General features: G+C 54.5%; 18 protein-coding genes. 13 read left to right on the forward strand and 5 right to left on the reverse strand.

All coding sequences use genetic code 11. The annotated features are described in order from the left end of the window. Nucleotides 1-103: 103 nt before the first annotated feature. The 4 genes from galE (at nt 104) to JMJ04_RS24935 (ending at nt 4,681) form a co-directional block, all read left to right on the forward strand. The gene (gene galE, locus JMJ04_RS24920; RefSeq protein ID WP_201373125.1) at nt 104-1,087 is read left to right on the forward strand and encodes a UDP-glucose 4-epimerase GalE; all 984 of its coding nucleotides are present in this window, start codon (nt 104-106) and stop codon (nt 1,085-1,087) included. Between the two features lie 62 nt (nt 1,088-1,149). Next, complete coding sequence (galT, locus tag JMJ04_RS24925) at nt 1,150-2,208, forward strand: galactose-1-phosphate uridylyltransferase (RefSeq protein ID WP_201373126.1); 1,059 nt, start codon at nt 1,150-1,152, stop codon at nt 2,206-2,208. Between the two features lie 8 nt (nt 2,209-2,216). Next, nucleotides 2,217-3,257 (forward strand): FIG domain-containing protein, encoded by a 1,041-nt coding sequence (locus tag JMJ04_RS24930; protein ID WP_201373127.1) that lies wholly within the window; start codon nt 2,217-2,219, stop codon nt 3,255-3,257. Further along, nucleotides 3,257-4,681 (forward strand): galactokinase, encoded by a 1,425-nt coding sequence (locus tag JMJ04_RS24935; RefSeq protein WP_201373128.1) that lies wholly within the window; start codon nt 3,257-3,259, stop codon nt 4,679-4,681. Before JMJ04_RS24930 ends, JMJ04_RS24935 begins: the two co-directional genes overlap by 1 nt. Nucleotides 4,682-4,740: 59 nt before the next feature. Here the strand turns inward: JMJ04_RS24935 and JMJ04_RS24940 are convergent, their stop codons facing one another. Then, on the reverse strand, nt 4,741-6,684 hold the full coding sequence (locus JMJ04_RS24940; protein WP_420799501.1) for a glycoside hydrolase family 3 protein: 1,944 nt from the start codon (nt 6,682-6,684) through the stop codon (nt 4,741-4,743). A gap of 527 nt (nt 6,685-7,211) precedes the next feature. On the opposite strand from JMJ04_RS24940, the gene JMJ04_RS24945 reads away from it, so the two are divergent. Beyond that, nucleotides 7,212-8,768, forward strand: a complete 1,557-nt coding sequence (locus tag JMJ04_RS24945) for a cellulase family glycosylhydrolase (protein ID WP_236038381.1) — start codon at nt 7,212-7,214, stop codon at nt 8,766-8,768. A 323-nt stretch (nt 8,769-9,091) separates the two neighbouring features. Then, a complete protein-coding gene (locus JMJ04_RS24955; RefSeq protein ID WP_201373130.1) occupies nt 9,092-10,543 on the forward strand; it encodes a glycoside hydrolase family 10 protein in 1,452 nt (483 codons plus the stop codon). A gap of 318 nt (nt 10,544-10,861) precedes the next feature. On the opposite strand, the gene JMJ04_RS24960 is transcribed toward JMJ04_RS24955, so the two are convergent. Next, entirely contained in the window at nt 10,862-11,290 is a 429-nt protein-coding gene (locus tag JMJ04_RS24960; protein WP_201373131.1) for a hypothetical protein, read from the reverse strand. Between the two features lie 275 nt (nt 11,291-11,565). Here JMJ04_RS24960 and JMJ04_RS24965 point away from each other — a divergent pair, with 275 nt between their 5' ends. From JMJ04_RS24965 to JMJ04_RS24975, 3 genes are read left to right on the forward strand one after another with little or no spacing between them, the layout of a single operon-like run. Further along, a complete protein-coding gene (locus tag JMJ04_RS24965; RefSeq protein WP_201373132.1) occupies nt 11,566-12,444 on the forward strand; it encodes a sensor histidine kinase in 879 nt (292 codons plus the stop codon). Next, a complete protein-coding gene (locus tag JMJ04_RS24970; RefSeq protein WP_201373133.1) occupies nt 12,423-12,773 on the forward strand; it encodes a sensor histidine kinase in 351 nt (116 codons plus the stop codon). The genes JMJ04_RS24965 and JMJ04_RS24970 overlap by 22 nt, the downstream gene beginning before the upstream one ends. A 2-nt stretch (nt 12,774-12,775) precedes the next feature. Further along, entirely contained in the window at nt 12,776-13,471 is a 696-nt protein-coding gene (locus JMJ04_RS24975; RefSeq protein WP_201373134.1) for a response regulator, read from the forward strand. Nucleotides 13,472-13,483: 12 nt separating this feature from the next. Here JMJ04_RS24975 and JMJ04_RS24980 read toward each other — a convergent pair whose 3' ends face one another. Next, a complete protein-coding gene (locus tag JMJ04_RS24980; RefSeq protein WP_201373135.1) occupies nt 13,484-14,083 on the reverse strand; it encodes a TetR/AcrR family transcriptional regulator in 600 nt (199 codons plus the stop codon). A gap of 226 nt (nt 14,084-14,309) precedes the next feature. On the opposite strand from JMJ04_RS24980, the gene JMJ04_RS24985 reads away from it, so the two are divergent. Then, complete coding sequence (locus JMJ04_RS24985; RefSeq protein ID WP_201373136.1) at nt 14,310-15,308, forward strand: NADP-dependent oxidoreductase; 999 nt, start codon at nt 14,310-14,312, stop codon at nt 15,306-15,308. A 142-nt stretch (nt 15,309-15,450) separates the two neighbouring features. Here JMJ04_RS24985 and JMJ04_RS24990 read toward each other — a convergent pair whose 3' ends face one another. Then, nucleotides 15,451-17,943, reverse strand: a complete 2,493-nt coding sequence (locus JMJ04_RS24990; RefSeq protein WP_201373137.1) for a glycoside hydrolase family 48 protein — start codon at nt 17,941-17,943, stop codon at nt 15,451-15,453. Nucleotides 17,944-19,004: 1,061 nt separating this feature from the next. On the opposite strand from JMJ04_RS24990, the gene iscB reads away from it, so the two are divergent. The 3 genes from iscB to JMJ04_RS25005 all read left to right on the forward strand — a co-directional run bounded on the left by iscB (nt 19,005) and on the right by JMJ04_RS25005 (nt 23,976). Further along, entirely contained in the window at nt 19,005-20,285 is a 1,281-nt protein-coding gene (iscB, locus tag JMJ04_RS24995) for an RNA-guided endonuclease IscB (RefSeq protein WP_201373138.1), read from the forward strand. A 178-nt stretch (nt 20,286-20,463) separates the two neighbouring features. Next, on the forward strand, nt 20,464-22,872 hold the full coding sequence (locus tag JMJ04_RS25000; protein ID WP_201373139.1) for a glycoside hydrolase family 9 protein: 2,409 nt from the start codon (nt 20,464-20,466) through the stop codon (nt 22,870-22,872). A 174-nt stretch (nt 22,873-23,046) separates the two neighbouring features. Further along, nucleotides 23,047-23,976: a hypothetical protein gene (locus JMJ04_RS25005; RefSeq protein WP_201373140.1), complete on the forward strand. Its 930-nt coding sequence runs from the start codon at nt 23,047-23,049 to the stop codon at nt 23,974-23,976. A gap of 156 nt (nt 23,977-24,132) precedes the next feature. On the opposite strand, the gene JMJ04_RS25010 is transcribed toward JMJ04_RS25005, so the two are convergent. After that, nucleotides 24,133-25,137, reverse strand: coding sequence for an abortive infection protein (locus tag JMJ04_RS25010; protein WP_201373141.1), 1,005 nt, complete (start codon nt 25,135-25,137; stop codon nt 24,133-24,135). Nucleotides 25,138-25,370: the final 233 nt, after the last annotated feature.

A 25,370-nucleotide genomic window follows, 5' to 3' on the forward strand; every position in this document is an offset into this window, starting at 1 on the left:
TTTTTGCGCGAATGTGCATTGACAGCAACGAATTGACGCATTATACTGGGAACAGAACGATATGATTACATCTTTATAGTAGAAAATGGAGCTTAGATCTTCTATGAAAGTGTTAGTCACTGGTGGTACTGGCTATATTGGCTCACACACAGTGCGAGAACTAACAGCTCGTGGCTATGATGTGGTGGTGCTTGATACGCTGGAGAGAAGTAGCAGGCAGACGATTGGTTCACTTCCCTTCTATCAAGGAAGTATTACCGATGATGCGTTTCTTGAGCGCGTCTTTGCACAGGAGAAGCCCGACGCAGTTATTCACTTTGCCGCCTACAAAGCGCCGGGTGAGTCGATGCTTGAGCCAGAAAAATATTTTCGTACCAACGTTGGCGGAACCATCTCGCTGCTCGAAACAATGGCTCGCCATCAGGTGCGCTTCATTGTGTTTTCGTCCAGTTGCTCTGTCTTTGGTACCCCTACGCAACTACCCGTCACGGAGAATGCCCCGTTCAGCCCAGAGAGTGTGTATGGCGAGACGAAGTTGATGGGCGAGACCTTGCTCAGGTGGTTTGAGAAAACACGAGACATTCGCTATGCGGCGCTGCGCTATTTTAATGCATCAGGCGCCTCGCTCGACAATGTGATCGGCGAAGACTGGGACCGCACACAGAATCTGATTCCGCTGGTCATGAAGGCGGCGCTGGGTGTTACCCCATCGATTAAGGTATTTGGCACTGATTATCCCACCGCGGATGGGACCGCTGTGCGTGACTATATCCACGTGGTGGACCTGGCGATTGCGCATGTGAAAGCGCTTGAGTATATCCAGCGGACCAATACCAGCGAGGCCTATAATCTGGGAACGGGCGTGGGCAATTCGGTCCAGGAGGTGATCAACGCAGCCAAGCGTATCAGTGGTGTTGACTTCAAGGTAGAATATGCTCCACGCCGCCCTGGCGATCCTGCGACAGTCTGGGCTGATTGCCGCAAAGCAGAAAGTGAACTGGACTGGAAAGCCCAGTATGATCTGGAAGTCATTCTGCAAACAGCCTGGAAGTGGCACAGCACGCATGTGCAGGGTTTTCGTAACTGAGCACAGGCCACCTTTCCACAAACTCGTTCAAGCATTCCTTCTCATTATGTATGGAGTATGCTATGACACTACCCCCAACAGCGCACCAGGCAGAAGCTATCTGGGAAGAACGCTGGCATCCACTACGTGAGGAGTGGGTGGTTATCGCCGCCCATCGGCAAAATCGTCCCTGGATTGGCGCAACGGTCGAAAACACGGCCGCCTCTATCCCATCCTATCTTGCAGATTGCTACCTCTGTCCCGGCAACCAGCGGATCAGTGGTCAGAGCAATCCGCAGTATGAACGGACGTTTGTATTTGACAACGATCATCCCTGTGTTGGTCAGGATGCGCCCGACGAACTGGCTATTCCTGCCCTCCCCAACCGCGTACGCCGCGCCCAGGGTCATGCACGGGTAATCTGTTATAGTCCATTACATAATTTGACACTTGCCGAGATGCCCCTTGCTCATATCACCGAAGTGGTCCAGGTCTGGCAACAACAAACGCTGGATCTGGGCAAGCGCGATGCTGTAAAGCACGTGCTCTGCTTTGAGAATAAGGGCGAGGTGGTCGGAGTCTCCAATCCACATCCACACGGCCAGATCTATGCAACCAACTTTGTGTTTAAGACGATTGAGCAAGAATTGCAAGCCTCGCAACGCTACTTGAATGAGACCGGGCGTAGCCTCTTTGCGGATATCATTGCCGCTGAACAGACCGATGGCCGGCGTATTCTTTTTGAAGATGAGTATAGCATTGCCTTTATCCCCTATTTTGCGCGTTACGCGTATGAAGTTTACCTCGCGCCAAAGAGAGGCGTTCCACATATTCACGCCTTGACCGACGCGGAAACGGCATCTTTGGCACAGGCACTCAAGCAGGTGACGGTGCGTTTTGATAACCTCTGGCAGATGCCCTTTCCCTACGTGATGCCTTTGCACCAGGCCCCCTGTGATGGTGGAGACTATCGCGCCTATCACTTCTTCATTGCCTTTCACCCACCCTTGCGACGCCCAAATGTGCTCAAATACCTGGCTGGCCCCGAAATCGGAGGTGGAAATTTCATCAGCGACACGTCCCCGGAGGCGAAAGCCGCTGAACTGTTGGCACTACCATTAACGCATTATCGAGAGATGTGAGGTGTGAAATGATCGCAAATGCAGCCAGGCTCCTGGCTCAGTTACGCACTATCCATGCCGCCATTCGTGACGCGGTGGTGACTGTTTGTGAGCAACAGGCCATTGAGCAGCTCTCGCTGGTAGTGGCAGAACAGGCCGGTGATACCATTTTCGCCATTGATCGCGTCTCTGAAGAGGTCTTGATCGAACATTTCAGCGTCCTGTCCCAGGAACGCTCATTTGTGTTAATCGCAGAAGGCCTGGGTGAGGATGGAATTATGACCTTTCCTGCGGGAACTGCGCCTGACGAGGCAGAGCTACGTATCATTATCGACCCCATTGATGGGACACGAGGGTTGATGTATCAGAAACGTGCGGCCTGGATTTTAACAGGGGTGGCTCCTAATCGTGGTCCCCTGACCGGTCTCCACGATATCGAGATCGCGCTTCAGACGGAGATTCCGCTGGTCAAGCAGCACCTGAGCGATACGCTCTGGGCTATTGCGGGCCAGGGCGCGCAAGGCGAACGCGTGAACCGCATAACAGGCGAGCACTCTCCGCTGCAAATCCAGCCGTCACAGGCTACAACGATCGCCAATGGGTATGGTAGCATCGCGCGTTTCTTCCCAGGTGGCCGCGCCGAACTGGCAGAGATTGAGGATACGGTGATTGATCGTATCCTTGGCCCAGGAAGCGAGGGGAGGGCGCGCACCTTTGAAGATCAGTACATTGCATCGGGTGGCCAGCTCTACGAATTATTGGTGGGACACGATCGCTGGATCGCGGACCTGCGCCCCGGCATTGATGCCCAGATGCGCGCTCGGGGGCAGATTTTTGGCTTATGCGGCCATCCGTATGATCTCTGCACCGAATTGGTTGCGCGTGAGGCAGGGATCATCGTGACCGACGAGCATGGAGAATTGCTTTCAGCACTGCTCGATGTGACTTCCAACGTCACCTGGATCGGCTATGCCAACCAGGCTATTCAGCAGCAGGTCGCTCCAGTGTTACACGACGCGCTACGCCAGCGAGGGCTTTTCACATCTCAAACAACAAAGGAATACACCTAATGTGGCGATTTACAGACGTGCCAGAGTCGACACGGGCGGACGCCGAACGCTTTCTGTCGAACCTGAACAATCAGGCTGATTTTTTCTCTCCCCAGCAATCAATAGTGGTGGCGCGCGCGCCTGGCCGCCTGGATCTGATGGGCGGGATCGCCGATTATTCGGGCGCGCTCGTCCTGGAATTGCCGCTTGCCGCCGCCACCTGGGCCGCAGTCCAGTTTAGCGATGAGCCAGCAATCACGCTCCGGAGTACAGGGGTTGAGGATACACCACAGGTGACGATAGAACTCGCCGAACTCGCCAGGCTGGATTATGCCGCGGCACACACCCTCCTCACTCGTGATCCCGAGCGTTCCTGGGCAGCCTATGTTGCCGGGTGTCTGATTGTTTTACAACGTGAGTGTGGGTTGCTATTGGAGCGTGGCCTGCGTCTCTTTCTCCACTCAAATGTTCCGGCAGGCAAGGGCGTCAGTTCGTCGGCCGCGCTTGAGGTTGCGACCATGCAGGCGTTATCTACGCTCTATGATATGCATATCGCTGGTCGTGAGCTGGCACTTCTCTGCCAGAAAGTGGAAAATCTCGTTGTCGGGGCGCCATGCGGTATTATGGACCAGATGACCTCGGCCTGTGGCGAGCAGGATAGTTTACTGGCCCTGCTCTGCCAGCCAGCCGAATTGCAGGAGAGCATCACGCTTCCAAACGAGCTAGAAGTCTGGGGCATTGATTCAGGGATTCGTCATGCCGTGACCGGCGCAGATTATGGCTCAGTACGCATCGGGGCTTTTATGGGCTACCGCATCATTGCTGATCTGGCTGACCTGCCAGTCCAGACCCATGGTGAGCAAAGCGTTTCCATCGAGGACAGTAGATGGCAGGGCTATCTGGCAAATATTTCCCCCTCGCTCTGGGAGAGAGCGTATCGCGATCGTCTTCCACACCAGATCCATGGCGCAGCCTTTTTGCGTCAGTACCAGGGCTCGACGGATAGCGTGACACATATCGACCCAACGTGTACATACGCCGTTCGTCAGCCGACGGCCCACCCCATTTACGAGCACCATCGCGTACGCCTCTTCCGTGCCCTACTCGCGCGCCCAGCGCTCACTGACGAAGACTGTTACCTGCTCGGCGAGCTGATGTATCAATCACATGCCAGCTATAGCGCTTGTGGCCTTGGCTCAAACGGAACCGACCGTCTGGTAGAACTGGTGCGTCAGGCCGGACCTACAGCCAATCTCTATGGAGCAAAGATTACTGGCGGTGGCAGTGGTGGAACCGTCGCAGTCCTTGCCCGACGCGGCTCACAGGCGCAAATTGAACACATTGCTGCACTGTACGCGCAGGAGACAGGGCATGCTGTCGAGATTCTGGGAGGCTCTTCTCCTGGGGCAGTTGCCTGGGGTTCTCAACAACTTGTCGTCACGTGAGCTTCGAAGAAGAGGGAAGAAGGACAAGGCGTGATTGATCACGCCTTGTCCTTCTTCTCCTAGAAAGGAGTGATACCATATCCATAAGGGAATAAGGCACCTGTGCAGCCATTATTCTGATTGCAAGGTTCTTGCGTCACCGCATTCGGCCAGGTATAGGTCAATTTCCCTTGAAAACCATAATCGCCAAACAGGACATCGGTGATGCCCTCGCCTTCCGTTGAACCGATCCACGAGGCGACGAATGCCGAGGATTGGTTCAGCTGGGTATTGATGATCATCGGACGCCCCGAGAACAATAAAACAATACACTTAGTGACCCGACTACACACGTCCGAGACTTCAGTTGCGTCGGTACTGCTGAGTGCCAGGGTATTCGTATCACCATTGCCTTCGGCATACGGCGTTTCCCCAACAGCGACGATCCCGACATCCCCTTTGTAATTTCCCTTCGTGCGTGTACCAACGAAGTTGAGTTTCACCGAGGATGAGAGTCCTGCCTGCTGAATAGCCTGCCAGAGCGTTGTTCCAACGGTAGTGGTCCCGCTTCCCCCTTGCCAGGAGATCGACCAACCACCTAACTGGTAGCCCAGATTATCCGCGTGATCGCCTCCCACCACCAGGGTATAGCTCCCGGTCTTTGATAAGGGCAGCACACCGTTATTCTTCAACAATACTTGCGATTCTCGCTCCGCCTGCCGTGCAACCGCGCGATGTGCCGCCGATCCCACATTGGGAGTGTAGCTGCGATCTGCATAGGGTTGCGTAAACAAGCCTGCCGCAAACTTCTCGGTCAAGATACGCGTGACCGCATCATCAATACGGGACATAGGAATGTTACCTGCCTTGATTTCAGCATCGAGGGTACTGATGAAGGTTTTGTAATTATCCGGGACCATCACCATATCGATGCCAGCGTTAATCGCGGTACGCACATCATAGTTGTAATCCGAAGAAATCTGGTCGATGGCTTGCCAATCCGAGACCACGAAGCCCTGGAACCCTAAATTGGGTGTGCCGTAGCTGTCTGTTCCCGTACCTTTCAGCTTAGTCGTGATCAGATACTGATTGGCATGGTCTTTGAGCCCATTCCAGCTACTATAGGAGATCATCACCGAACCGACCTTGTTTGAGACCGCTGATTGATAGGGTGGGAGATCGATCGTATCCAACTGCTGCTCAGAGATCCGGGCATCACCCTCATTAAGGTAAGGTGACCCGGTACCCCAGGCAGTGTGACCATCGCCGATAAAGTGTTTTGCCGTTGCCAGGATATTGGTTGGCCCCAAAGTACCATTCGGCCCCTGGAACCCCACGATGGCTGCAGAGCCGTCAGTCGCATTATCAGATGGAACCTCACTATAGCCCTCGTACGTGCGTCCCCAGCGAATATCCTGTGGCGTACACACACATGGAGCAAACGTCCACCGGACGCCAGTCCCTAGAACCTCGTCACGGGTCACCTGCTCGACTTGGGTGATCAGGGCAGGATCATGCATCGCTCCCAAGCCGATATTATGTGGAAAGAGCGTCGCGCCATACACGTTGTTGTGTCCATGGACCGCATCAGCGCCGTAGATGAGCGGAATGCCTAAGCGGGTCTGGAGGGCATAGCTCTGGAAATTGTCCACCATATTCGCCCACTGAGTGGCGGTGCCGCCCGCGCCATTAGGGCCGCCGCCGCCGCCACTCAACACCGAACCGATGAAATAGGTTCTAATATCCGTTATCGAGTTTCCGGCCCTGGTGAAGGCATTGTTCTCTACCTGGGTCATCTGCCCCTCTTTTTCAGACAGAGTCATTTTCGAGACACAGTCACTAGGCGAAATACACCCAGAGGACAGAGGGGTGAGCAGCGGTACTGTTCGAGTGTTTGCAGTATAGGCTGGCAATACCAATTGCCATATCAGCAGTGTCACAATCACAGGGAGAGCTACCGTGGCGAGGCGTCTCGGACGGCAAACTCTGAGCAGCTTGAGAGAGAAGTATGTGTACGTAAGCATAAACCAATCCTTTTCCTTGACCGCTTGATCAAAACGTGACGACGATGTACCGTTGAGCGAATGCGATTTGACGCTTACGAAAATTTTCTCCCATATTTCTGCTAGAACAGGTACTCTGGATAGGAGGATGACGGAGAACAACATGGGGTTTGGCAAACAACAGCTTGCTTTGCACCCTATAGCAGGTTACGTTGTGCACTGGGGCAAACGGGAAGGCAAAGGGGTTTTGCACCACAGTACAAATCCTTTCGTGCTGTAACAAATACATCGGTGACAAAAATATCATAACACATATAGAAGGCCGCAGGGGTAACAAGCCAGAACAGATAGAAAGCACTTGACCGTCAATGCGACAACATATTTTTAAGGGGCCTGCCTCTTATCTGTCGATTGGATGCTTCGTACATGCTGTGGTTTTGCTGGAGAGAAACGGTATACTTTTCTTCTGTATCACTATGAGCGGGATGGGTGGACCCCATTGAGAGCAGGAGGGATATGCTTCATGCTCATATATCTAGGAGGAAAGTATGTCAAGGAAGAGACACTTTCGACTACTATCATTTGCCATTGTAGCGCTGCTACTCTGTTCCGTCGCGGCAATGCTCACGCTGCAGTCGCCTGGTGCGGCCAGAGCAGCCAGCGTACCAACGGGTCTGCATGTGGTAGGAAATCAGATTGTAGATGGCAGTGGACATGTCTTTGTGTCCCATGGGGTAGACCGTATGGGCACGGAATACCAGTGTACCAAGAACGCGACAAACGCGCCCACCGACTTCGACGGGCCAGTCGACCAGGCGACCGTCAGCAATATGCTGGCCTGGGGCATCAACAGCGTGCGTGTACCTCTGAATGAGGACTGCTGGCTGGGCATCAATGGCTTTCCCGCCAACGGGAGATCGGCCGCGCAATACCAGGCAGACATTGTCAATTGGGTGAATTTGCTGAACGCGAATGGCCTGGTGGTCATTCTTGATCTGCACTGGAACAATTCCGGGAGCAATCAGTCAACAGGTCAGCAACCAATGACGGACCTGGATCACTCCCCAGCCTTCTGGACCTCGGTGGCAAATACGTTCAAGAGCAATTCATCGGTGATCTTCGATCTGTATAACGAACCCCACGACATTAGCTGGGCCTGCTGGCTTGGCGGTAGTACGGCCCCCCAATCGGGGAACTGCTCCGGTGTGGGATTTGCCGTGGCTGGAATGCAGACGCTGATCAACACCGTGCGTGCCACAGGGGCGACCAATATCCTGCTATTGGGCGGCCTGGCGTGGTCAAATGATCTCTCGCAGTGGCTGGCGAATAAGCCCAGCGATCCGCAGAACAATCTGGCCGCCTCAGTGCACATCTACAATTTTAACGCGTGCTCCAACAGTAGTTGCTGGGATTCGCAGATCGCGCCAGTCATCGCACAGGTACCGGTGATCGCTGGTGAGATAGGCGAGAATGATTGCGCCTCTGGTTTTGTCAATACATTGACGAGCTGGTTCGATTCGCATAATACCGGGTATCTGGCCTGGACCTGGACAGCCAGCGGCAACTGCGGCGGCACACCGGCGCTGATCAGCGACTGGAACGGTACGCCGACCAACTTTGGCGCTGGATACAAAGCGCACTTGCTCTCACTGGGTGGCACGCCTACGCCCACGCCGACCGCGACTTCAACCAATACACCTATGCCTACTCCAACCACCACGAGTACGCCTACTCCTACTCCAACCACTACGAGTACGCCTACGCCTACTCCGACCTCCGGGAGTTGTAAGGTAACCTACACGGTGACAAATCAGTGGACGGGTGGCTTTGGCGCGACCTTTACGATTATCAATACAGGGTCAACGCCAATCAACGGCTGGAGCCTGCAATTCGCCTTCCCCAATGGCCAGACAATCACCCAGCTGTGGAACGGGAACTACACGCAGAGCGGGGCCAACGTGACCATCACCAACCTCTCCTATAACGGAAGCATTCCCGCGGGAGGCATGGTAAGCTCGGAACCTGGCTTTAATGGGTCCTGGAGCAGCGCTAATAATCCGCCGACCTCCTTTACTCTCAATGGTTCTCATTGTAGCATCGGATAAACATTGTAAACGAAGCAGGCGGCTGGTCAGTCGCCTGCTTCGTCTCACCCTCGTCTCACGCCCAATTTTCCGCTCGACTCACTGAACGCAAATGATTTCCAGTATCCGTTCCACCATGAGAGACAACGGGATGATATCCCACTAGTACTCTGTCAAAGTTGATTGGAAAGGTGGGGAGTGCAGACATGAAGATTGACAGAGCACTAGATAATCCTGGATGTTTCCTTACTACTTCTCCGAAACCCTGAGCGCGAAGCGCTAGGCACGCGAGTGACGTTGGGTTTCGGAATAAGATCTTAGTCCAAGGAAGGAAAAGGAAAATAATGATGTTTCATCGTCTCACTCGAAAAGGATTTTTCGTAGTAACATTGGTGTTTCTCCTCTTAGCGTTTGTGTGCAGCATGCCTTTGCTCAAGGCATCGGCCGCCGATACGCTCGGTTCAGCAGCGGCGGCAAAGGGCCGTGTCTTTGGGGCTGCAGTCGCAGGCAATCTCCTTGGCACGACGCCGTACACGACCGTTTTTGATCGTGAGTTCACAGGCACCACTCCCGGCAACGAAATGAAATGGCAGACGACCGAGCCTTCGCAAGGTTCATTCAATTTCGGACCTGGTGACGCCATTGTCGCTCACGCCCAGGCTCATAATATGAAGGTACGTGGTCATACCCTGGTCTGGCATAACCAGCTTGCAAGCTGGGTCAGCAATATCACCTCGGGTACCGCGCTCCTGAGTGCTATGCAGAACCACATTACCGGTGAAGTGAGCCATTATAAGGGCGAGATCTGGTACTGGGATGTCGTCAATGAGGCATTCAACGATGATGGGACACGCCGGAGTGACATCTTCCAGAATGAAATCGGGAACGCCTATATCGAAGACGCCTTTGTGTCTGCTCACGCGGCTGATCCCAATGCCAAGCTGTGCTACAACGACTATAACATCGAAGGCGTTAATGCAAAGAGCACAGCCGTCTACAACATGGTCAAGGACTTCAAGGCACGTGGTATCCCTATTGACTGCGTCGGTTTCCAATCGCACCTGATCGTGGGCCAGGTGCCATCAGACTTCCAGACCAACTTGCAGCGCTTCGCCGATCTCGGCCTTGATGTACAGATTACGGAGCTGGATATTCGTATGCCAACGCCTGCCAGTAGCGCGAACCTTCAGCAGCAAGCGACCGACTACAGTAAGGTTGTATCTGCCTGCCTGGCAGTTACCCGTTGCAACGATATTACAACATGGGGTGTAGGAGATCCGGACTCATGGATACCAGGTACCTTCTCTGGTCAAGGGGCGGCACTGCTTTTTGATAACAACTACAACCCGAAGCCAGCATATACTGCAGTTATTCAAGCTCTTGGTGGTGGGATAAGCGTCACTCCCACGCCAATCGGGCAGACGCCCACGCCGACTCCAATAAATACACCGTCCCCAACACCAACTCCATCGCCTGTTGCTGGAGGTGTCCATGTGGCCTACCAGGTGGTGGACCAGTGGCCGGGCGGCTTTACGACAAATGTCACCATTACCAACAATACGTCGACGGCCATTAATGGATGGACATTAAAGTTCTCGTTTCCTGGAACGCAACAGGTTACCAATCTCTGGAATGGCCAGGTGACGCAATCCGGGAACCAGGTAACGATTACGAATGTCAGCTATAACGCGACGATTGCTCCGGGAAGCTCTATCTCGCTGGGCTTCAATGGGAGTTGGAACGGAAGCAATCCCGCCCCGACCTCGTTTACCCTGAATGGGACGCCGACCAACTAATTCATTGATACCTTACAACGGAATTAAAAAGCCGAATTTCAAGCCGCTGCCTGTGAGGCAGGTAGAGGTACCTAAAGCAGTGTCCAGATGCATTGAGCGTGTGGTAGCACGACGCTACTAAAGTACGCGTCTACATATCAAGGTACGGGGCATTTCGTCCTTGATATGTAGACGCGTACTTTAGTAGCGTCGGTCGATAGCCCTAAATCAACCTTTCTATACACTGCTCTAAGCCGGGAACGAACAAAAACGGCCCTTAAGGATCACCACCGTAAAGGACCACTGTGTTCAAACAGCGACGACGCGGGGGCGCTTGCTCTACCTGGTGGTAAATGTTGATCGCAGGTGCTTGCTGTTGACGACCCCCACGACACCGAGCAGGAGCAGTCCGCAGACGCCCTGTTCGATCTTCATCCACAGCGGGAAGGTGCCGGGGAGCGCGATGATGACCACGATGGCTACCAACATGATGGCGGAGACGAGCCGGAGTCGGAGATACCCGCCACGGGAACCGCGGGCCATCTGGGCGGCGAAGAAGGTCGTGAGCAAGGCAGAGGCCACGACAATGGTCCCACGGACCCAGACCGCCGGGGTCACGATTGCGGTGTTGTCGCGCAGCAAGACGATGGCCACGAGGGTAAGCATGCTGAGGCCAAGGTAGCAGCCAACGAGCAGCTTCACGTTACGAAATGCCGTCTGACTCTGCGGATGATTCAGGTGTTCTTCGGTGATGATGCGGGCAGTCATGATATAATCCTTCCTTCAAACATGTCTGTTGTTTCTCTGTCTTCGGTTCGACCATTCGGTGAACTCGATGGGTCGAGTATAGCCGGCATCAGCTCGTTGACGCCCGTCCCTTCGGTCACGAATCACAGGTCTATTTCTGCGCCTCTCTGGTATGACCTGCGTCATAGGTCAATCGGGCGGACCTATGACCGCAGACACTAGCGAGCGAGAAGAAACGTCGGGTATACTGAGGAAAACAAACACAACATATCTCTCACAAGAAGCTGGACGGATCCATGATAGGCAAGCGAGAACAAATCATCCATACACATCCCATCCCATTCGGCTGGTTCCAACGCTCGGCTGCCTCTTGCGTCGCTGGCATTGGCTATCTCTTCGGTCTCTTTCTGGTGCAGCGCACCCTGGTCAGCGTTCTCCTGCTTACGGGGATCTATGGTGCCTGGCTCTTGATCTATCATCTCGGAAGACGACGCGCCCATCCCGGTTGGTTGCTTGCCTTGTTCTGTCTGGCTTGCGCCTCTCTCTTTCTCCCTTTGCCGCGCACGAACGTCTATTGGCTCCCGATCCTCCCAACCATGACTGCTTGCCTGATGATGGCGACCAAACCACGCGTTCTCGGTCTGCTCGCGGCAGGTATCCTCTGGCTGAGTACCAGCCTCGCGCTTGGCCTCCTCACCCGGCAGTGGGATGCTGGCGGTCAGATGATTCTCCTGATCTCGTTTAGCTCTACCTGTGGATGCACGGCGACCATCAGCGAACTCGCGGCGGCCCACGCACAACTACGGGAGTATAGCGCCCAGGTGGAGGAACTCTCCATCATCCGCGAACGCAACCGAATTGCCCGCGAGATCCACGACACGCTTGGCCACTCGCTGACGCTGCTCGCGGTCCAACTGGAAACGGCCACGCAGCACGAAATGCGCGGCGATCCCCGTTTGCGCGAGGAGCTCCTGGAAGCACGCCAGGTGGCGAAATCCTGCCTGACGGACGTTCGTCATTCCGTCGAGGCGCTCCGGCCCGAAGAAGCCACCAGCGGTTCGTTGCAGGAGCAGTTGCGCAGGCTTGTGACGGCCTGCGAAGCCATCAGCCGAGAACCCCGGATCACGCTTGATCTGGAAGAAATACCCCCCCATTGCATCCAGACGTGTGCCTGACGCTTTACCGCTGTGCACAGGAGGCGCTGACCAATATTCGCAAGCATGCACACGCGACGAAAGTGCTGCTACGCCTCTCCTCAAACGATACGCAGGTAGAACTGACGGTGCTGGACAACGGCCAGGGGTATCTACCAAAGCACGAGCACAGCGCATCTGGCTTCGGCCTACAGGGCATGCGCGAGCGTGTCGCGAGTCTTTGTGGGACACTGCGGGCTGGTCCGGAACCACGGCACGGTTGGCGCGTTGAAGTGATCATCCCGCTCACACAACAAGGGCAAGCGGAGCAGAGCTCAACATGCGCACACCAAAAGAAGGAGAACATCTAGCTATGGCAGAACGGATTCGTGTCATGATTGTGGATGACCAGCGCCTGCTGTGCGAGGGCTTTCGCAAGCTGATTGAGCTGGAATCGGACCTGGAGGTGATCGGCATAGCAGGAGATGGCAAGGAAGTGTTGGCGATCGTCGAACGCCTCCAGGCTGAACACATGCTTCCTGATGTGGTGCTAATGGATGTACGCATGCCACGTCTGGATGGAATTGCCGCGACGCATGCCCTCAAAGAGCGCTGGCCTGGAATCCGCGTCATCATCCTGACAACCTTTGACGATCGAGAGCTGATCCAGACTGGTCTGCAAGCAGGGGCTCTGGGCTATGTGCTCAAAGACATTACCGCAGAGCAACTCGCGGCAGCTATTCGGGTGGTCGCACAGGGACAGGTTCTTCTGCATCCCGATGTTGCACATAAAGTCCTGACTTCCCTTTCTTCTGCACAAAGCTTGCCCGCCGTGACCGCTCCTGCTCCCCCTACATTCGATGGCGTGTGCGACGTAGAGCAGTTAACCGAGCGAGAGCGGGAGATCCTGACCTTGCTTACGCGTGGTGCCTCCAATCGTGAGATCAGCGAGACCCTCTACATCGCGAGCGGCACCGTCAAGAATCACCTCAGCAACATCCTGGGCAAGCTAGGGGTACGCGACCGGACGCAGGCGGCACTCAAAGCCAGAGAACTCGGGTTGCTGTAAAAAGAGGAGGTATTACTCTGGCAACGCATCAGGAGCCAGATGTGTTACACCTTCTAAAAGCATCAGCAAGACATTCTGGGCCATCTGTTCTGATGACATCGTAGTGGTATCCTGGCTCCACTGGATAGCCGCTCCGAGAATCGTCCAGCTCATGAGTTGAGCCACCATCTCCACTGGTATCTGCCACCTCATGTGCGTGCGCCTGCTCTTTTTCAACCAGATGTAGAGGAGTGTGGCCAGTTCCTCCTGGGTTACCTGTTTAACCAAGGGGTCAATGATATCCAATGGGGGGCACTGACGATGCATGCTCTTGAAATAGTCCAACGTGGTCTCAATGAGCAGATGCAAGGTCTTTCGCTCCCATTGCGACTCGGACGGGAGCGTGCTTGTCAGCAAATCTCGGAATTCCTCACGGATAATGGCCTCCAACAATGCATACTTATCTGCAAAGTGAGCATAAAAGGTTCCTCGATGGACATTAGCTCGCTCGGTAATCTCCTGAATACTCATGGCGGTAAAACCTTTCTCTTGCATAATTTCAAGGAAAGCCTGCCATAATACCTGACGGGTGCGTTGGGCACGTCGATCGACGTTTTTCGGAGGGGTCGCCATTGGCAAGTGCTCCTGTTCCTGCTTTCTTTGACCACGATTCTGCCAGGTACTGTACTCTTTTTCCCGACAGGCGGGCTCCTTTGTTCCCTAACCGACAAAAGGGCTTGATTGCACATGGCTTGCTGTGCATTTTCCCCTTATCATTGTAGACAATGCTTGCCTGGCCTGGCAACAGGAATGACATACAGGCAAGGCTCTTTGAGCAATACCGTCAAAGGAGAAATAGATGGAGATCGATATTCCCAAAACCATGAAGGCCATACGCTTTCATACCTACGGAGACCCCGAAGTGTTACAGTTTGAGGACATTCCATTGCCCAGTGCCCAAGCAGGAGAGGTGCTCGTTCGTGTCCATGCTGCTGGGGTGAATCCCGGTGATTGGCAGATGCGTTCAGGGCTTGCCCACAGAAAATTCCAAATCGACGTCCCGCTCCCCTACATTCCAGGCTATGATGTCTCTGGGATTGTGGAAGCCGTTGGACCCGGTGTCACGACCTTCCAGAGGGGAGATGCAGTGTATGGCATGACCACTCACGGCGCGGCGTACGCGGAATATACCACTGCTGATCCTTCGCACCTGGCTTTCAAGCCAGTGTCCATTGATCACATTCAGGCGGCAGGGGTGCCGATGTCTACCTTTACCGCATGGCATACTCTCTTTGTGCGTACGCGTGTCGTGGCTGGCCAGACGGTTCTCGTCAATGGGGCAGCAGGAGGCGTTGGGCACTTTGCTGTGCAACTGGCAAAAGCACAAGGGGCGCGGGTGATCGGGGTCGCTTCAGGACGTAACGAGGCATTTCTGCGCGAACTTGGCGTTGATCTCTTTATCGACTATACTACCACACCTGTGGAACAGGTTGCACATGACGTTGATCTCGTCATTGACACGGTGGGCGGTGAGAACGGGAATCGCTTGCTCTCTGTGCTCAAACGCGGCGGTACGCTGATTCCAACGACCTGGGGCCATTACTCCACTAAGCACGCAGCCTCGGCTTCTTTGACCGTTGAGGACGTGGTCCTGTTGCTCCCCACGACGGCACAGCTCGCTGAGATTAGCAAGCTTATCGATACAGGTCGTGTGCGCGTCGAGGTTTCGATGGTTCAACCGCTGGCAGAAGCATATAAAGCACACGAGCTGAGCGAAAGTGGTCATGCACGTGGGAAAATCGTTCTGCGTGTCGTAGAGGAACGTTCACCACACTATGTCGTGCGCACATCATTGTGACGACTCCTCATGTATGACAGCCTCACCATTATGAGCAAATTGGACCAGACCAGGTGCACAATAGAGAGTGTTGGGGTGTTCATCCAGAACACCCCAACACTCTCTATTACTATGAGCGCCACAGCGCGAGGATGCAAGCGGCTCAGGAGGTACTACAGGTCGTGCCATTGAGGGTAAAGGAAGTGGGAGGCGAATTGGCGCTACTCCAGGAACCGTTGAAGCCCGGAGGGGAGCTCAGGGTAGTCCCCGGAGCAATCGAGCCATTATACGAGAGGTTGGTGATCGTCACGTTGGCCCCGCTCTGCGTGTAGTTCCCGTTCCATACCTGGGTGATTGTCTGCCCATTGGGGAAGGAGAATTTCAGCGTCCAGCTGTTGATCGCCGTGCTCCCGGTATTGGTGATCGCGATGTTTACGCCAAAGCCGCCAGGCCACTGGTTGGTCACCGTATACTGCACTTTACAGGCAGTGCCGGGGGTAGGTGTCGGGCTTGGCGTGGGCGTGGGTGTCGTAGTCTGGGTCGGCGTGGGCGTCGGAGTCGTGGTCTGGGTCGGCGTGGGTGTAGCAGTTTGGGTTTGGGTCGGTGTGGGCGTGGGTGTCCCTCCTGACGAACTTGGGAACAGGATGTCGACATCGGCCATGGCCATAGCGATATCGGACTGCGCCCAGAAGCGGTGGTAGTTGAATGTAGGCGCGGAACCACCGTTCAGGTACGTCTGCACTTTCGACCAGGCGGGGTCCGATGGATACTTGGGGCGCTCAGAGAGGAAGGTCGTTGAAGAATCCAGTGTCGCGCCCTGAGCGTTCTTGCCCGTCCAGCCAGAAGGAATAGAAACGGAGTCGTTAAACTGGTTGTAGTCCTTGCGGGTTTCCGGGTTGGAAACACCAATGCTGTCCGAGTAGTTGGTCCACATATCATCCAGCAGCGTCTGGGCCAGGGTGCGTGACGCGGTATCGCCGGACTTGGCGGAGTAGTAGAGCAACGTCTTGGCCAAAGCAGCTGCTACACCTACATCCGTTGTGGTGTCCACTACGGTTACATGCAGGCCTGAATTGTTCACCGAAGTCGTGCTGGAAGTCCAGTTACCACCCGGCTGGCCGCTCCAGTTCAGAGTCGAGGGGATGGCATAGGTTCCATTGGAGTTGACCGTCGTCGCCGACTTGGTCCAGGCAACCCATTTATCCAGGATCGACTTGGCCGTCGCGTTACCAGTCTCATAATAGTACTCAGCCACGCGCTCCATGGACCAGGCCTGGAAGCCAAACCAGTTGTTGCTGGGTGGATCGTGGTATACTGGCTGCCAGTCATATGCCATGCCATAGAAGGTTGGAGTACCGGCAGGAGGAGCACTGTAGCTGCCATTCCAGCTATTGGTCGCACCACCGGCAATCGCGCCTTCAGACGACTGCAACCATGTATAGAACTGCAACTGGCGTTGCAAGCTGGTTGCCCAGTCACCCGGTGCGCTTGGAGACTTCGGTTCGAGCGCGGGCACGCTGCTCAGCGCCCACGCGGCCAGGGGGTTCTGATAACCCTGGTGGGCCGCACTGGAGCCAATGCGCCATGCCCAGCTACCGGAAGAGGGGACCGCCCCGCCCCAGGCGTAGTACCAGTCCAGCAGGTAGGTCGAGCTGTTTTTGCCACTACCAGCAGCGCAGCTTGTGCTCGTACAACCTAACGTCTTAAAGTATTTGTCATACGTACCATAACGCAGATAGTCGCCCATCTTTGCAGCTTCGGCAACTTGACTGGCAACGGCACTCGCCTGCCCCTGGGCATTCGCCCACGTGTAGGCCCAGAAAGCCGCCTGGACGGTACGCGCGTCAGCGTCAGGAGCATCGGTATAGCGCCATTGCTGCGAGTAGCCGCCACCCGAAGCCGGTGTGTTGAAGAGGCTCAAGAAGCCGGTACCATCGTTTCTGCCCCAGGTGAATGTCTCACACTCTGGATGAACGACCGTCTTCCAGACTGACTCTGAGGCACCGCGCTGGTATGAGTTCACAAAGGACGGCTTGGTTGTGCCATCTCCACAATGGCCGTAGCCATACCAGTTGTCGGTGTCCAGCAGCCAGGGCATGCCATAGATGTCGGCGGTGCCATAGGTCTGCTGGAGTTCGCTCGCCAGTGGGTCCTGTCCCACAGACACGCTGGAAGACAATTGAGTCGGGTAATCGGTGATGTTGGGGGACTCGGGCGCATATTGCGCGGGGCTGCTAGCATTATAGCCACTATTGGTCGACTGGTCGGCATGCGATGGAATCATGTATTTGTCCATCGTCGCCCAGGCGCTCGTGAAGGGTTGCCAGTTTCCCGTCACTTCACCATACGTCGCCTCCAGCCAGATCCAGAAACTGAAGGCTTCCGAGGTCGTTTCATGTCCATAGTCTGGCGCTTCAACGATGAGCGTCTCCACCGAGTGATAGGGGATGCCCAGTGGGCTGAAGTACCCGTTTGCCGGGTTCTTGATCTCGCCATACAAAGTCAGGAAACGCTGGGTATAAGTAGATGTGGCTTGAGTAGCGCCCGGACTGGCATGCGCGACCGGAATACGTTGGACGCCTAAAAAGCCAGAGATCACAAGCGCGATTGCTATGATCACCAGTGATATGGATTGAGAGATCCTCTTCCTGGTCATTCTAACCTCCTTGTTATGAAAGATGTTAACCCAGAGGATGCAGGTCATCCTAATATTGCCCGCCTGCTCGTGAGATTGATGTTCCATCATAAAAATCGCGGGCAGTTCACCTATCGATTCATCACCTCCTTCCATAGATACCTGATATATAATTCCGCTGGCGAATTTAGCAGGTTGTCCGAACAGGATTGCACGGAACGCCCGAAAATAGTGGTTTGGACGCGGTAAACCGGGTCCAATAAGCGTCAAGTTTAGGAGTATTGCTTACCTCCCACGCCCATGCAGGTGCAAAGGAGGTGCTTCTAAAGGGCGCACCTACCTTTTTTCTCCTGCCGGGCGTGGGCATTTCCATTCCCAGGGAAGTGAGGGTAGGTAATGCCCCTGCGCCCCCGAATGGGGGTTTAGAAGCACTACCCGATCTGTGATGCAAGCGCGATACTGGCCTTCTCTTGACACTTATGGGACGCGCTAAAGCTGGTCCCTACCGACATTTCGAGCCTTTCGCAAATGCCCATTTGGACAACCTGCTAAAATTTACCGGCGGAGCCATGTATCGCATATATAGTGAATTTGTGCGTGTAAACGTTCACGTGAGCGTTTACGGGCGAGTGTAAGTAATGTTAATATACTAAAATAACTGATTTTGTTTGTATTGTAGCTAGTCCTTCTCTAACACACAATGACATGCGCTAGACACCCTGTAGACAGGTAAAAGCAACAATACATGGGAGGGCTAAGCTGGCACTCTCATGGGATTCTTGGCCAGGTGCTTAGTAACTGTCTAGTATATGCTCTTGTGCCCAGCTCAGGAGGTAGATACAGTAACATCATAGTTCCTAAAATCTAGCGAATCTTTGATTTGTTCGGTCATGGAGCTACCAGCGGGTCACTGCTTCGGCAGACAGCAGTTCAAGAAGTGCATCACACCCTGGAGTGTTGTTCCAGCTTCAGGCCCTGTGGGAAGTGATTAAGGGTAAGCGAAAGCTGAAAGTGTCCCTTCTGGAAAAACCTTCTTGAACCTTCGCGAGGAGCATCTCACTCTGAAAGGAGAGCTTACAGCTATGACTCATCCTCTTGTATACGTCGTCAACCAGAATGGAGCATGCTTGATGCCCTGCAAGCCAGCCAAGGCCCGCAAACTCTTGCGAGACAGGCGGGCCAGGGTCATCAAGCACAGCCCATTCACCATTCAACTGCTCTGGGACTGTGAAGAGCATGTCCAGGAGGTGACACTCGGCATTGACAAGGGCAGCCATGTCACGGGCTTTTCCTGCGTTGGGAATGGGCAAATTCTCCTCTCGGGGGAAATCCACCATCGCCTCGATGTCAAAGACAAAATGGATGCGAGACGAGCCCATCGTCGTAGTCGGCGTCACCGCCTCTGGCACCGCCCACCGCGCTGGCGGAATCGAGCCTCAAGCAAACGGAGCGGGCGCATCCCGCCGACGATCAAAACCAACGTGCAGGAAGTGATCCGCGTGGTAAGAAAGCTTCCTCTCCCCATCAGCGCCATCATCGTCGAGGATGTGCAAGTGGATATTGCTCGGCTCAATAACCCGCAATTGCAAGGGAGTCAGTATCAAGATCCGACACGGCTCGATGAGAATCTGCGCATCGCCTGCCTGATGCGCGATGAGTATCAGTGCCAATCCTGCCGGAAGAAACAGATTCGTCTGGAAGCCCATCATATTCAGTATCGTGAGCATGGCGGCAAGGATATGCTTTCAAACCTCCTGACCCTGTGTGAGGAATGCCACCACAAGCTGCATCAAGGGAAGCTGAAGCTCAACGTGAGCGGAGTCAGCGGGCATCTTGACCAGATTGCTCAGCGGACGATGCAAGGCAAGAGCCATCTGTACGCCATGCTTGGAGCTCCCACACGGCTCGCGACGCTCTTTGGCTACCAGACGGCAACCTGGCGCAAGGCACAACAGCTTCCCAAAGAGCATGATGTTGATGCCCTCTGCCTCGCCACCTACACGACTGGAGAGCGTGTCCCCTATCAGCGAGAGCGCTTTTTCACGATTTCCTTCCGACCTCGCCAGACGCGTCGGAGGTTTCTGGATGTACCGCAGAAGGGCAAAGGCCGGGTCCGCTATCAAGTCAACGAACAGCTCGATGGCTTTCGCAAGGGGGACATCGTGCGCGTGAAAGAACGATATGTGAAGCAGATCAACTCGATCTATTCCACTGGATATCTTGCCTTCCCCCGCGTAAAGGGCGAGCCAGCCAATGCTCGGCCCAAAGATTGCTGCCTGCTGGAGCGAGGACGCACTATCCTGTGGGAACGAAAAACCGGCGAGGATCGTCAAGAAACATCAAGAATTCGCCATGGTTCCTAAAAACGTTTATGATACCTGGCTTTTAAAGGGACAAGAGGGGCAAGATAGGAGGACAAGATAGGAAGACCCAAACAATTTACTCTGTCGTTCTCGCTGTTCACAAAATACGAGTATTTGTGCTGACGTACTCTATGCTACCTGGCGTAGCTGGGTACACTCTGAAAGGATGCAGAGTTCTATGATGTTGCTCAAGACGCTCGGCACACGCAGGTTGAAACGACCATTTACGATGATCCTACCCCTGCTCTGCGTGTTTCTCCTGGTGGTTTTTCTCATAGGTCCGTTGCATATCCCAACCGTACATGCTGCTCCAGTCATTAACTATGGGGAAGCCTTACAAAAGAGTATTTACTTTTATGAAGAGCAGAGTTCCGGCCCTAAACCGTCCTGGAACCGCGTCCCCTGGGTTGGAGACTCCGCCCTGAACGACGGTTCAGACGTTGGTCTTGATCTGACTGGTGGCTGGTATGATGCCGGCGACCATGTTAAATTTGGTTTGCCGATGGCCTATAGTGTGACCATGCTCGACTGGGGCATCATCGCGAACCGCAATGCCTATGTCCAGGATGGTCAGTTGCAGTATAGCCTGAACAATATCAAGTGGGCCACCGACTACTTTATCAAGGCGCATCCTTCGCCTGACGTATTATATGGCCAGGTTGGTGACCCTAATGCGGATCACTCCTTCTGGGGACCAGCAGAGGTTATGCAGATGACTCGCCCCGCATACAAGATCAGTGAGAGCTGCCCAGGCTCAGATCTAGCAGGCGAGACAGCAGCCGCAATGGCCTCGGCCTCAATTGTTTTTCAAGCGACCGATCCGACCTACGCCAGTACACTCCTCACCCACGCCAAGCAGCTCTACTCATTTGCCGACAATTTCCGTGGCAAATACGACTCCTGCATTACTGCCGCCAGCAGCTTCTACACCTCATATAGCGGCTATAATGACGAACTGGTTTGGGGAGCCCTCTGGCTCTATCTCGCCACGAACGACTCCAGCTATCTCACTAAAGCCGAGAACTATTACAGCAACCTCAGCTATCAGTCACAGACCACCATCCACTCTTATCAGTGGACGATTAGCTGGGATGATGTCTCCTATGGCTGTTACATCCTGCTGGCACAGCTCACGGGCCAACAGCAGTATAAGGACGACGCCCAGCGTTTTCTCGATTGGTGGACGGTCGGGGTAAACGGACAGAAGGTTACATATTCTCCTGGTGGCGAGGCATTTCTCAGTCAATGGGGATCGCTGCGCTACGCGGCCAATACAGCATTCTTAGCCCTTGTCTATGCCGATTACCTGGGAACAAGCAATTCACTGTACTCGCGCTACCATGATTTCGCCGTTCAGCAGGTCAATTACATCCTGGGCGCGAACCCGCGCAACTGTAGCTATATGGTCGGCTTCGGCTCATGCTATCCCCAGACACCGCATCATCGTACCTCACATGGCTCATGGGACGATAATATCACGGACCCCTCCTACCAGCGCCATATCCTCTACGGTGCTGTGGCTGGTGGTCCCAGTTCAGCTAACGACTCCTTCACCGATAATCGCCAGGATTATCAGACCAATGAGCCTGCTGACGACTACAACGCGGCCCTCACTGGCGCGCTGGCGCGTCTGTACAGTGAGTATGGTGGCAGTCCGGCGGCTTCACTGCCCGACAAGGCCAAAGATGACGATGAGATCTACGCAACGGCCGCCGTTAATGCCTCGGGTACAAATTTTACCGAGATCAAAGCCATCTTCGTCAATAAGACCGGTTGGCCCGCGCGCGTAACCAGCAATCTCTCCCTGCGCTACTACTTTACGCTGGAGCCAGGAGTGACCCCGAGCATGCTTTCATTGAACACCAATTATACCGAGTGTGGAAGCCACCTCTCAGGGCCAACCCAATACTCCGGCAACATCTACTATATAACGGTAAGTTGCGCGGGCACTCCAATCTACCCTGGCGGGCAGAGCAATTACCAGAAACAGGTACAGTTCCGCATCACCAGCTCGGGAGCGTGGGACCCTACCAACGACTGGTCCTATCAGGGGGTCGCTACGCCTGCCGGCGCCACTCCAGTCAAGGTCACCAATATTCCGATGTTTGATGGCAGTACGCAGGTCTGGGGCAATACTCCCAACGGGGGCATACCAACGCCCACACCTACACCTGGCACTACGCCGACGCCTACACCCACGCCTGGCACTACACCAACTCCCACACCCACACCTGGCACTACGCCAACGCCTACACCCGGGACGAACTGCAAGGTGCAGTATACGGTGACCAATCAGTGGGCTGGTGGTTTTGGCGCGAACATCGCGATCACCAATACCGGGAGCACGGCGATCAACGGCTGGACGCTGAAATTCACCTTCCCCAATGGCCAGACGGTCACCCAGGGATGGGGAGGCACTTTCTCGCAGCAGGGCAGTAATGTGACGATTACCAACCTCTCCTATAACGGCTCGCTTGCTCCGGGCGCTACTCTGAGCTCCCCTCCGGGCTTTAATGGCTCGTGGAGTGGTAGCAATTCGCTTCCCACTTTCTTTACGCTCAATGGCACGACCTGTAGTACCTCCTGAGCTGCTTCCGGCCAGTTATGGGCTTTAAGAGATTCACCGGGCAATAAGCCAACTGGCCCGACGCTACGAGAAAGTACGCGCCTACATATGGCCTGGATATGTAGGCGCGCACTTTCATAGCGCCGGACCACGCACGCCTGAACCATCTTAGTCTGCTGCGAAAGGAGTTGCGCCTTGCTTACACGAAACGCGGGTGACGGTCGTTACACCATGCATTGTTTTCTTCTGTCGCTAACGATGCTCTTGCTTTTACAAGCATTTGCCAGTTGTAGCACCGATGCTCATACGACCTCTCTGCCCCCTGGTCCCACGGCCTCACAGACCCAACCCGTGCCAACTTCTGCGCCACCAGCACCGACTTCAACGTTACAGTCATCAGCCTTGCATGGGCCGACAAACTTCCTGCTCGCTACGCCCCTCAACTTTTCCAGCGCTGATGGGGCAACAAAGGATAATAATGGAGCAATCACACCCCTGGCTGCAAATGCCATCAAAACAGAGATCACCGGCGAACTGAAACGCCTCCTCTTTGTGGTCGACAACAGCGATCACGTCAAAGTCTACAGTCCAGGAGCATCGCCCATAACGGCCCAGGTTACGCTACATACAGATGGTGGCACGGCTATCGACTATACCCAGGTGGTGAACTCCGAGGCGGGCTCCGTCACTATCACGTTTAATGGCGTATTGCTCAAGGACCAGATGACGGCCACCTATCAACAGCAATACGCTCCTTCCATCCTCATTAACGCAAGCGCGAGTGCGGTAGTAGTTGCCTTCACAACGCAGGTGAGGTGGATAGAAGCAAGGCAGATACCAGCCGCGCCTGGGCATGGGCAATATCAGCACACGAGTAATGGTGGGGTTGCCCTCTCCTGGTCCGCGGGGCAGAATGCTACGGCGTACAATGTGTATCGCCTGATCTCTGATCATGATCAGCAGTTTCAATTACTGGCTACGGTAAAGGATACCTTGTATATCGACAATTCAGTGGAAGCCATACACGATATCAACTTAACCAAGGGGATTACCTATGCCATTTTCTCTCTTGGGCCAACCAGCGTTGAAAATCCCGGTGGTATCATCATAGCCGTATCGCAATGAAAATTCATTTTTGCCTCTTAGGCATCAGGCTCACAACTTTTCAAAAATTTCTCATAACACCACCACAGACCCATCAACATGATGGCTCCATGCCCGCATCAAGCGCTAGCCATATGCAGATATATGGCTAGCGCTTGATGCGGGCATGGAGGGGAGCTAGTGCCCAGCGTAGTAGTTGGCGACGGCCTTGAAGGCGTCCTTCGGCTCCCATGTCATATCCGGGTAGGTAGAGCCGTGGTTGTTGGCGTAGCTCTTGACAATGCTGAAACTCGCCAGGTCCAGGTCGTGGCGCGGGCTTTCCTGGTGGATAAGAACAGGCGCGACGAAGGTGAAGATGAAGACGCCCTCGACGCCCGCGCCATCCAGAAGTGTCAGCACGTCGCTGAGTTCGCGGGCCTGCACACCCTCGTCGCGCACGTAGTCACCGTTGAGTTGCGGAGGATCCTGCTGGTCAATGATCATGAAGCCCCTGGCCCCCAGATCTTGCGCTCCCTGGTAGGCACAACACCCAACCTCGGTGATGATGACAGGCTTGTTGAGCGCGAAATAAGGCTTCAGCTTTTCAATGTAGGATGCTCTGTTGGTGCATTCACGGTAATGGTCAAGGCCGATACAGTCAAACGGCCTCCAATCAGGCCATTCAAGGGGAGCGGCGGCATAGGTCACTTTGCCATGAAAGACCTGCCTGATCTCTTCGTTCGCTCGCTTGAGGAAGGCATTCAGCTTCCTGGTAGGTTCCCCGCTTTTAATGACCTCAATCAGCCTGGGATGGTTCACGCGCTCAAAAATGTCATTGCCTTCCAGAATGCCCTGCATAAAGAGTGTTAGTTCGCAACCAGCGATGAAGATGAGGTCGGGCCACTGCTTGCGCAGGGACTCGGCGGCCTCAGCACACCTGACGGTGTAAGCAAGTGTTTCTTGCTCATCGTTATCATGCAGGTGTGGTGAGAGCCAGACCTCTAAGCCCTGCTTGAGCGCCTCTTCAGCCGCCGCGATCAGCCTGTTCATCTCCGTACCCGATATCCTGACTGCGTTACAATGGAGGTCATTGCGAATAATCTCAAGCTCACGCTGAACCACGCTACGTTCAAAACGGGGGCGGGACAGGTATTCGGGAGCGAAGGAGATCCCTACATCATAGTTTATCCCTTTGCGTTGCATACTTCTTCCCTTCTCTTTGCATTGATATATCAGTAGAGCATGCAATGTATACGTTCGTGCATGTAATAGAGTTATTCGCGCCCCTGGCGCTCACTAAGGGAAGACGCAGTGGGTCGGAGGAAAGCGCTAGCGGCCAAGCTGATGCACATGGTAAATGACTTACGAAGCATGATGACTCTCTGCGTCAGAGAAAATGATGAAAATGGGATAGAATACCCAGGAGGCCAACGTGT

Origin of the sequence: Ktedonobacter robiniae, assembly GCF_016587375.1 — a bacterium.
Lineage (GTDB): Bacteria > Chloroflexota > Ktedonobacteria > Ktedonobacterales > Ktedonobacteraceae > Ktedonobacter > Ktedonobacter robiniae.